6 protein-coding genes are annotated in these 9,030 nt (G+C 67.1%); 1 reads left to right on the top strand and 5 read right to left on the bottom strand.

All coding sequences use genetic code 11. From position 1 onward, the window contains the following. Positions 1-88: 88 nt before the first annotated feature. Positions 89-679, top strand: coding sequence for a TonB-dependent receptor domain-containing protein (locus BSZ14_RS05035; protein WP_338012071.1), 591 nt, complete (start codon positions 89-91; stop codon positions 677-679). 212 nt (positions 680-891) lie between these two features. Here the strand turns inward: BSZ14_RS05035 and BSZ14_RS05030 are convergent, their stop codons facing one another. The 5 genes from BSZ14_RS05030 to BSZ14_RS05010 form a co-directional block, all read right to left on the bottom strand. Next, the gene (locus BSZ14_RS05030) at positions 892-2,337 is read right to left on the bottom strand and encodes a GH1 family beta-glucosidase (protein ID WP_076710060.1); all 1,446 of its coding nucleotides are present in this window, start codon (positions 2,335-2,337) and stop codon (positions 892-894) included. 61 nt (positions 2,338-2,398) lie between these two features. Continuing rightward, a complete protein-coding gene (locus BSZ14_RS05025) occupies positions 2,399-4,201 on the bottom strand; it encodes a glycoside hydrolase family 9 protein (protein ID WP_076710059.1) in 1,803 nt (600 codons plus the stop codon). Continuing rightward, on the bottom strand, positions 4,198-5,808 hold the full coding sequence (locus BSZ14_RS05020) for a tryptophan halogenase family protein (protein WP_076710058.1): 1,611 nt from the start codon (positions 5,806-5,808) through the stop codon (positions 4,198-4,200). The genes BSZ14_RS05025 and BSZ14_RS05020 overlap by 4 nt, the downstream gene beginning before the upstream one ends. After that, a complete protein-coding gene (locus tag BSZ14_RS05015) occupies positions 5,805-7,274 on the bottom strand; it encodes a tryptophan halogenase family protein (protein ID WP_076710057.1) in 1,470 nt (489 codons plus the stop codon). Before BSZ14_RS05015 ends, BSZ14_RS05020 begins: the two co-directional genes overlap by 4 nt. Then, positions 7,271-8,788 carry a tryptophan halogenase family protein gene (locus tag BSZ14_RS05010; RefSeq protein WP_076710056.1) on the bottom strand — a complete coding sequence of 506 codons (1,518 nt, stop codon included), beginning with the start codon at positions 8,786-8,788 and terminating at the stop codon, positions 7,271-7,273. The genes BSZ14_RS05015 and BSZ14_RS05010 overlap by 4 nt, the downstream gene beginning before the upstream one ends. Between the last annotated feature and the right edge of the window lie 242 nt (positions 8,789-9,030).

Here is a 9,030-nt window from a genome sequence, read left to right as displayed (position 1 = left end):
TATGAGGACCAGGACGCGCGGATCTCCATCTTGGCCAATGACCTTGCGTCAAAAGGCCGGATACGTTTTCGCAGACTGATCAGAATAGCTGACACAAACCGCTTGCCGACGGGGCGGGCCATACGTTTATGGCCTGATCGAAATCAACCGACCGGAAAATGCGGGCAAGGGGCGGATCAAGGGCGTGGAAGTCGGCGGCCAGACCTTCTTCGACTTCCTGCCGGGCCTGTGGAGCGGCTTCGGGGTGCAGGCGAACGTCACCTATCTGGAAGGCAAGCAGCGTTACCCGGCCAATCTGTTTGCTGCGTCCGGAGGCACCACGCCGCCGCCGTTCGTGCCGATCACCGGCCTGTCAAAATGGACCTACAATATCGCGCTCTTCTATGAAAAGGGCGACGTGTCGACCCGCCTGTCGTTCAACAATCGCGATGCCTTCCTGAACGGCAATTTCATCAACGGCGCTGGATTCTACAATGGTGAGGGCACGACCCGTATCCAGCGGCTTGATTTCGGCTTCAACTATAACATCACCAAGGAAATCACGATCGCGTTCGATGCGGCCAACCTGCTGGCCAAGCCGTTCAACAATTATCGCAGCTATGGCAACGGCCTGTCCTATCCGCGCGACGTGCGTGACGAGGGCCGGTACTATGGTCTGGGCGTGCGCTTCCGCTTCTGACCGATTGGGGTGGGTTTCGGCCCACCCCCTCAATCCCCAACGTAGCCTCGCAGGGCAGGGACGGCACCACGCCGTCTCTGCCCTTTTTCTGTGAGAGCAATGACACCCCTCCCCTTCAGGGGAGGGGCAGGGGGTGGGGCGCTTCCACAAATGGCACGCTCGCGGAGGAGTCCCACCCCAACCCCTCCCCTGAAGGGGAGGGGCTACTCCGATCAGACCAGCGCGTTGCGGCGGATCAGTTCCTTATACCATTGCGCGCTCAGCTTGGGCGTGCGCTTCTGGGTGGCGTAATCGACATGGTGCAGGCCGAAGCGCAGGGCGTAACCATCGGCCCATTCGAAATTGTCCATCAGGCTCCAGAGGAAATAGCCCTTGAGCGGATAGCCCTCGACGGCGGCGCGGCGGAACTGGCCCAGATAGTTGCGCAGATACATGATCCGGTCGCCGTCATCGACCAGCCCCTTGTCGTTCAGCACGTCGTCCGCCGAGGTGCCGTTCTCGGAGATGTAGATCGCCTTGGGCTTCCACATCTCGCTGACCGCGCGCACGCCCCAATAGGCGGCCTCGGGGCCGACATAAAGCCAGGGCGAGGCCATGCGTGGCGAGTTGGGCAGATGCGGCAGCGGGGTATAGCCGCGCGGATCCTCCGGGTTCGCCTTGACGAAGGTCGGCGTGTAGATGTTGAGCGCCACGAAATCGAGCGGGCTGGCGATCGCGGCCATGTCGCCCGCCTGCACCTTGGGCGCATCGGCGCCTGCGGCCTTCAGATAGGCGTCGGTGTACTTGCCCTCCATCACGGCGGTCAGGAACATCGCATTCTCTTCGCGCATCGCCTTCTTCGTCGCCTCGATATGCTCGGGCGTCTCGATGACGGGGACGAAGATGCTGGCATTGTCGGCGATGCCGACCTCGGTGCCCACCTTGGCATTGGCGCGGATCGCCTGCACGCCCAGGCCGTGCGCCAGGCAGCCATGGTGGCGGACCTGGTTCACCTGGCCCTGGGGCAGCTTCAGGCCCGGCGCGTGGATGCCGACCATATGGCCGAGATCGGTGAAGCAGCGCAGTTCGTTGACCGTCATGAAGCGGTGGACGCGGTCGGACAGCTTGCCCGCCATGAAGCCCGCATAATCGGCGAACGCCTTGGCCGTGTCGCGATTCTGCCAGCCGCCCGGCAGCGCCTGGGGCAGGTCCCAATGGAACATGGTCACGTTGGGCTGGATGCCCGCCGCCAGCAGCGCGTCGATCACGCGGTTATAATAGTCCAGGCCCTTCTGGTTGAACTTGCCACGCCCCTCGGGGAAGATACGCGACCAGGCGATCGACATGCGATACGCCTTCACGCCCAGGTTCTTCAGGAGCGCGATGTCCTCGTTATAGCGGTGATAGCTGTCGCAGGCGACGTCGCCGGTATCGTTGTTCGCGACCTTGCCCGGCGTGTGCGAGAACACGTCCCAGTTGGTCAAGCCGCGCCCGTCTTCCTTCACCGCGCCTTCGATCTGATAGGCGGCGGTGGCGCAGCCCCAGAGGAAGTCCTTGGGAAAGCTGAGGTCCGAGGCGGTGGCGGCCGCCGCGCGTGCGGCGGTCAGCGAGCCGCCTCCCGTCGCGAGCGCGGCACCACCCAGCGTCATGCCGGACTTCATGAAATTACGACGGTCCATATTCTATCCTCTTCTGTAACTTTTGTGACGATGTTCGGGTGAATGAAGCCTGTCGCGGCCGTCAGGGTTTGGTGGGCAGGGTGCGGGTGAGATCGGTGGCCAGCCAGACGAGCGGCGCGTTCCAGTTGATCGCGACTTCGTTATGCGCATAGGCGCGCGCATCGTCGATCCAGCAGCGTGAGCCGACGCACTTGCCCTTCAGCGCGGCGGAGGCGGGTTCGGGAAAGACGGTGCTGTTCGCACCGCCGCTCAGCACGCCCGGCGGCGGGCCGGGCATCCTGGCGTCGAACTGATGCGCCCAGAAACGATGATGCGGATTTTGCATCGGCTTCCACCCGAACCCGCTGACATAGCTCTGGTCGAGCGGATTGCGCCCCAGCACATAGTCCATCGCATCGACCGCGCCGTCGCGGTAGCGCGCCTCGCCGGTAAAACGCGCCGCCAGCGCGAGTATCTGTCCGCGCCCCAATATCCCGCTGTTCGACCCCCAGTGATAGGCCGTCGCGGCATAGGGGATGTGATAGCCCGACCGCGTTTCCTCAGCCAGGAAACGGTCGGCCAGCGCGACCAGCTTGGCGCGGGCCGCCGCGCGTTCGGAGGGCATGACGCCGGTGGCGGTCGCCAGCGTGATCGTGCCCAAGGCAGCGACGCTGCCCCAACTCGGCTCGCCGGTCAGCGCGGCGGCGTGGAGCGGCATCTTGCGCAGCGATTCGGCCAGCTCCGGCATCCCGGTGGCGGCGTACAGCTCGGCGGTCGCCCAATAGAGTTCGTCGGACAGCTCGCCGTCGCCATAACCACCGCTGCCGTCGAACGCCTGCGCGGCATAGACGTCCGGGTTGCGCAGCGCCGCGCGATACGCCTTGCCCGCCGCGATCAGGCAGCGCTTGGCAAAGGCATTGTCGATCCCCCGCCAGATGCGCGAACATTGCGCGGCCGTGGCAGCGAGGTTCAGCGTCGCCGCCGTGCTGGGCGGGAAGAGCAGCCGCTCCTCATGATCGTCGGCGGGGGCGGTGGGCAGCTTGGTCCAGTGGCGGTCGGCGATCTTGTGGTGCGCCATGCCCGACGCATCGACCGGCGTCAGGCGCAGCGGCCCGCGGCCCTGCCGTCCGAGCGGCAGCTTGATGATCTGGCCGTCCGGGACCTGCATCGCGAGCAGGAAGCGCATCTCGAAGCGCGTCTCGTCGAGCAGGTCGTTGATGCCGTTCCCCGCCTCGGGCAGCGCGGCGCTGCCATCGGGGAAGGGGGGAGAGGCCGCATCCACCTCATAGAGATTTTGCAGCATCCACAGGGCGATGCCGCCATTGACGACATATTTGCCCTGGTCGCCTGCGTCGTACCAGCCGCCGGTCACGTCCAGCGTGTACGGACAGCCCGGCCAGTCGGTCCCCGCCTGATCGAGTCCCTTGAAGCAGGTCACGACCTCGCCGACATGCCCCGCCGCCCGCGCCCATTGCGTGCCCCCGGCGAACCGCGCGTCGATCGCCACTCCGGCGCGCTGCTGATAGAAGAAATTGAGCGAAGCGCGCGACAGCGGGCGATAGACATCGGCGGCGATGGTGAAGGGGTGGCTGGTGCGGCCATCGACCTTCAGGCGATAAGTGCCCGGCGTGCGGAACGTGCCGAAGTCGATCTGCTGCACCGTGTCACCCGAGGCGGCATCGGGGCCGAAGACCGTCGCCTGCCCTCGCGCGACCGTGCGGCCCTGTTCGTCGAGCAACTCCCAGGGCAGCGCCGCGCCGTCCTTCGCGACGATCGCGCGCTTGGCGGTGTCGGGACGGAAGCCGATCTGGTTCAGATGCGGCCCCGGTGCTTCCCCCGCGCCGGTCGCCGCCAGCGCGAGCAGGGGAAGGAGCACGCGCCTCACAGCAGCGGCGCCTTGCTCTGCACCGTGCCGGGCGCGCGCGCGAAGTCGAAGCCTTCGGTGCCACTCCGCGCCGCCATGGCGGGGGCGAGCGGGGAGGGCGCGGTCATGCGCAGGAAATCGCCATGGCTGGGCATCCGCGCGGCGGTGTCGGCATAACCGGCGCGCATCTGTTCCAGCGCCTGCGCCACCAGATCCTCGTCCAGCGCGTCGGCGGCCGGTTCCCAGCTTTCGGGCACCAGCCCCTGACCCAGGCAGACCGCGACCCAGCTGGGGTTGCTGAACAGGTCATAGCCTTCGCGGAACAGCCGCCCCTTGCCCGCCCACAGCGCCATCTTGCGCGCCAGGCTGTCGGGCACCTCCATGGTGCGGACCCGGTTCCAGAAGGGCGTGTCGTCGCGCCGCGTCGCCTTGTAATGCAGGATGATGAAGTCGCGCACATCTTCGTACAGATCGTGCATCTGGCGGTTGAATTCGTCGCGCTCGGCGGGGTCGAAGCGTTTGTCGGGGAACAGCGCCACCAAACGCTGGATCGCCGCCTGGACGAGGTGGATGCTGGTCGACTCCAGCGGCTCCAGGAACCCGCTCGACAGGCCCAGCGCCACGACGTTGCGGTTCCAGCTCTGTCGCCGCCGCCCGGCGGTGAAGCGCAGGTGGCGGGGATCGCCCAGCAATTCGCCCTCCAGATTGCCGAGCAACTGCGCCTCGGCCGTCTCCGCGTCGAGATACTCGCTGCAATAGACCAGCCCGTTGCCCATCCGGTGTTGCAGCGGGATACGCCATTGCCACCCGGCCTCGCGCGCGGTGGCGCGGGTGAAGGGATCGGGTTCGGTCGGATTGAGCAAGGCACAGGGCGCCGCGACCGCGCGGTCGCAAGGCAGCCACTGCGCATAGCTCTCATAGCCGGTGCCCAGCGCCTCCTCGATCAACAGGCCGCGAAAGCCCGAGCAGTCGATGAACAGATCGCCCTCGATCCGCCGTCCATGGGCCAGCGTCACCGCCTCGACATAGCCGTCCTCGGGACGCGGGTTGACCGCCTCGATCCGCCCCTCGACCCGCGTCACCCCGCCGCGTTCGGCATAGCCGCGCAGGTAGCGGGCATAGAGCGAGGCATCGAAATGGAAGGCGTAGAACAGCTCGCGGATCGGCGAACGCGCATCGGGCTTGGCGCGGCCGAACTTGCCCGCCTTTGCCGCGACCGCGCTCATCGACCATTCGGCAATGTCGGGCAGCGCGCGGCGGCTGCGTTCGCGCAGGTAAAGCTGGTGGAAATGCACGCCCTGCAAATCCTGCGCATGGCGGCCGAACGGGTGGATATAGCGTTCGCCCTTGGCACCCCAGTCGACGAATTCGATGCCCAGCTTGAACGTGCCCGCCGTCTTGGCGAGGAAGTCGTTCTCGTCCAGGCCCAGCATCTGGTTGAAGGTAATGATCGGCGGGATCGTCGCCTCGCCGACACCGACCGTGCCGATCTCCTCGGATTCGACCAGCGTGACGTGCGTGTAACCGTTGTTCAGCAGGCGCGCGAAGGCGGCGGCGGCCATCCATCCGGCGGTGCCGCCGCCAACGATGACGACCCGGCGAATCTGATGGTCAGAGGAAGAAGTCATCGGGCAAGGCGCCTCATCTGGGCCGCGCGCCACTGCGCATGGGCCGGAACATGGGGAAGGGCGGCGGCGATCGCGTCGGTCATCCGCGCCATGGCGGCATCGACCTGGGCTGCGGGGATGCCGTGGACCAGCGGATCGATGCGACGGGGAAGATAGCCTTGCCCCAACAGGATCGCGGCCCAACTGTCGCGGGTGAAGGTCTCTTCCTCGTAAAAGGGCAGGCGACCGCGCTCGCCGAACTGGCCGAGCGTATGGGCCAGCGACGCAGGAAGTTCGGCCTTCGCCACCGCCTGCCACATCGGCTCGGGGCGGCGGGCGGTGCGGTAATGCGCAGCGAGGAAGTCGCGCACCCGCTCCGCCTCGGCCAGCGTCTGGCGGTTGAAGTCGGCGGCCTCCACTTCGGCCATGGCGGTGTCGGGCAACATGGTGACGAGGCGATCGATCGCGCTCAGCGCCAGATGCAGGTTGCACCATTCCAGCGGCTCGACCTGCGTCGCGGCGTCGCCGATCGCGATGCAGTTCCCGCGCCAGGCTTGCGGCCGGGTGCCGGGGCGGATGGCGATGGGCGTGTCGACCACGGCCCCGTCGCGCGCCAGCATCGCGGCGGCCCCGGTATCGGACAGATGCTCGCTGCTATAGGCGATGCCGACCTGCTCGCCGCTCGACCAGCGCCAGCCCGCCGCATGGGCGGTCACGGGCGTCAGCACCGGCGCGCCTTCGCCCGAGACTTGCGTGCCCAGCAGCACGCGGTCGCAGGGCAGCCACTCGTTCCAATCCTGCCACGCATCGTCGATGCTGCCCCGCAGCAGCGCGGCGGGGCCGGTCGCATCGATATAGAGATGCGCGGTCAGGGCTGCGCCATGCTGCACTGCGATAGCGGTCACATGGCCGGTCGGATCGACCTGCACTTCGGTGATCGAATCCGTCACCTCGCGCACCCCGACATGCAGGGCAAAGGCGCGCATCATCGCGACCTGGCGGGGAAGGTCGAGCGTCAGGCCGTAATCATGACCGGCAAAGGGCGTTCCCGGCGACGGCGGCACGAAGCCGCCCGCCCGCGCCAGCTGCGCCGCCGGGCAATAGGCGTCGAACGGGGCCGCGCTGCCGTCGCGCGCGGCGCGAAGCCAGTGCAGGTGAAACGCCGCCGGACCGATGGCATGGCCATAGCCGCCATAGGCATGGACATAATCGGGCAGCCCTTCCGCCCAGCCCGAAAAGCGCGTGCCCAGCCGATAACCCGAGCCGGTGCGCGTCACCCCGTCATCCTCGCTTATGCCCAGATCGGCATGGAAACCGGGCAGCGAGGGCAGGGTGCAGGCGATCCGGTCGGCCAGCGCGTCCGCGGCGGGCGGGGTGGCGAGCAGCGTGACGTCGAGGAACGGCGCGCGGCGCTTCAACGCGGCGGCAGCGCTCCAGGCGGTCAGGCCGCTGCCCGCGACCAGCACATGGCGGATGGGCGCGCTCATGCCGCCACCATCGGGCAATAGCGTTCCAGAAAGGCGCGGTGGTCAGGCCGGATGGCGACTTCGGCGGCGATCTCGGAACGCAGCGCCGCGACGGCCTGGACCAGATCGCCGGTCCCCGCCGCATCGGCGCGCGGGTCCCAGCCTTCGGGGACGATGCCCTGGCCCAGATACACCGCAATCCAGCTGGCATCCAGGAACACGCCCTCGCGATACTTCACCACCCGCCCGCGCCTGCGCCACAGCTCCAGCTTCTCGCCCAGGCTGTCGGGGATGGGCATGGTGCGGACATAGTTCCAGAAAGGCGAATCGTCGCGTGACGTGGCGTGGTAATGCAGGATCAGGAAGTCCCGGATCCGGTCATATTCCAGGTCGATGACCCGGTTGAACTCGTCGCGGTCGGACGCCTCCATCCGTCGGCCGGGGAACAGCTCGATCAGCGCGGTGATCGCCTGCTGCACCAGATAGATGCTGGTCGATTCCAGCGGCTCCAGGAACCCGCTCGCCAGCCCGATCGCAACGCAGTTGCCGACCCAGCTGCGCCGCCGCCGTCCCGCCTTGAAGCGCAGCAGGCGCGGCTCGGCCAGTTTCTCGCCCTCCACCGCCTTCTCCAGCGCATGGGCGGCGTCGGCGTCGCTGACGAAGGCGCTGGCATAGACATAGCCATTGCCGGTGCGATGCTGGAGCGGGATGCGCCAGCGCCACCCGGCGGGCATGGCGATCGCGCTGGTATAGGGGGTGACGGCGGTTTCGGTCCGGCACGGCATTGCGACCGCGCGGTCGGTCGGCAGCCATTTCGACCAGTCCTCGAACGGCTCGTCCAGCGTCTGTCCCAGCAGCAGCGAGCGAAAGCCCGAGCAGTCGACGAACAGGTCGCCCTCGACCCGCTCGCCGCTGTCCAGCACGACCGCGCGGATCAGCCCGTTCTGGCCGTCACGCTCGACATCGACCACCAGCCCCTCGGTCCGTACCGCGCCCGCTTCCTCCGCCAGGCTGCGCAGATAGGGCGCGAAGAGCAGCGCATCGAATTGATAGGCATAGCCGAAAGTCGAACTCAGGCCGCCCCGGTCCTGATCGGGATGCTCGAACCGCGCCTCGCGCGCCAGGGTGCAGGCATAGGACAGCTGGTCGAGCGGCGGCAGGTCCCGCCCTTCGCGCACCAGCCGCGACCAGTAATGGTGGAAATCGATCGCCCCCGTACCGCGCCCGAAGGTGCCGAAGGGGTGGATATAGCTGTCCCCGATCCGGCCCCAATCGCGAAACTCGATGCCCAGCTTGAAGGTGGCACGGGTGCGCGCCATGAATTCCGCCTCGGGGATACCCAGCCGTTCGTTGAAGGAGCGGATGTGCGGCAACGTGGCCTCGCCGACGCCGACGACACCGATCGCCTCGGACTCGATCAGGCGCACCGAGCATTGTCCCGAAAGGAGACGAGTCAGGGCGGCGCCGGCCATCCAGCCCGCCGTACCGCCGCCCACAATGACGACCCGCACCACGTCGTTTGTCACTTTCGTCATCCACCCCCGGCCCGGTGATTCCCGGGCCTGTTTGTCGTTTCATGCCGTGCGGCACGCTCCGCCGCAATCCACCGACAGGGGGGCGTGGCAGGAATGTCGCACCTTGTCCCGGATCGGACGTTTCTTAAGTTAAATATCTTGTCGAAATGTTGCTGGTAGCGCAATCATGAGTCTGTGAAACGTGTCGAAAGGCACGATCGCGACCGAACCAAGCGACGCCATGGGGCGCGCGACAAAGGGGG

Source organism: Sphingomonas sp. Sph1(2015), from assembly GCF_001970915.1.
Taxonomy (GTDB): domain Bacteria; phylum Pseudomonadota; class Alphaproteobacteria; order Sphingomonadales; family Sphingomonadaceae; genus Sphingomonas; species Sphingomonas parapaucimobilis.
Note: the sequence above shows the minus strand (reverse complement) of the source record. Positions and strands in the feature narration are given on the sequence as shown.

Bases quoted from the DNA above. Each gene is read 5' to 3' on its own strand.
- BSZ14_RS05030 (WP_076710060.1), bottom strand. From the start codon at position 2,337: ATGGACCGTCGTAATTTCATGAAGTCCGGCATGACGCTGGGTGGTGCC.
- BSZ14_RS05020 (WP_076710058.1), bottom strand. From the start codon at position 5,808: ATGACTTCTTCCTCTGACCATCAGATTCGCCGGGTCGTCATCGTTGGC.
- BSZ14_RS05015 (WP_076710057.1), bottom strand. From the start codon at position 7,274: ATGAGCGCGCCCATCCGCCATGTGCTGGTCGCGGGCAGCGGCCTGACC.
- BSZ14_RS05010 (WP_076710056.1), bottom strand. From the start codon at position 8,788: ATGACGAAAGTGACAAACGACGTGGTGCGGGTCGTCATTGTGGGCGGC.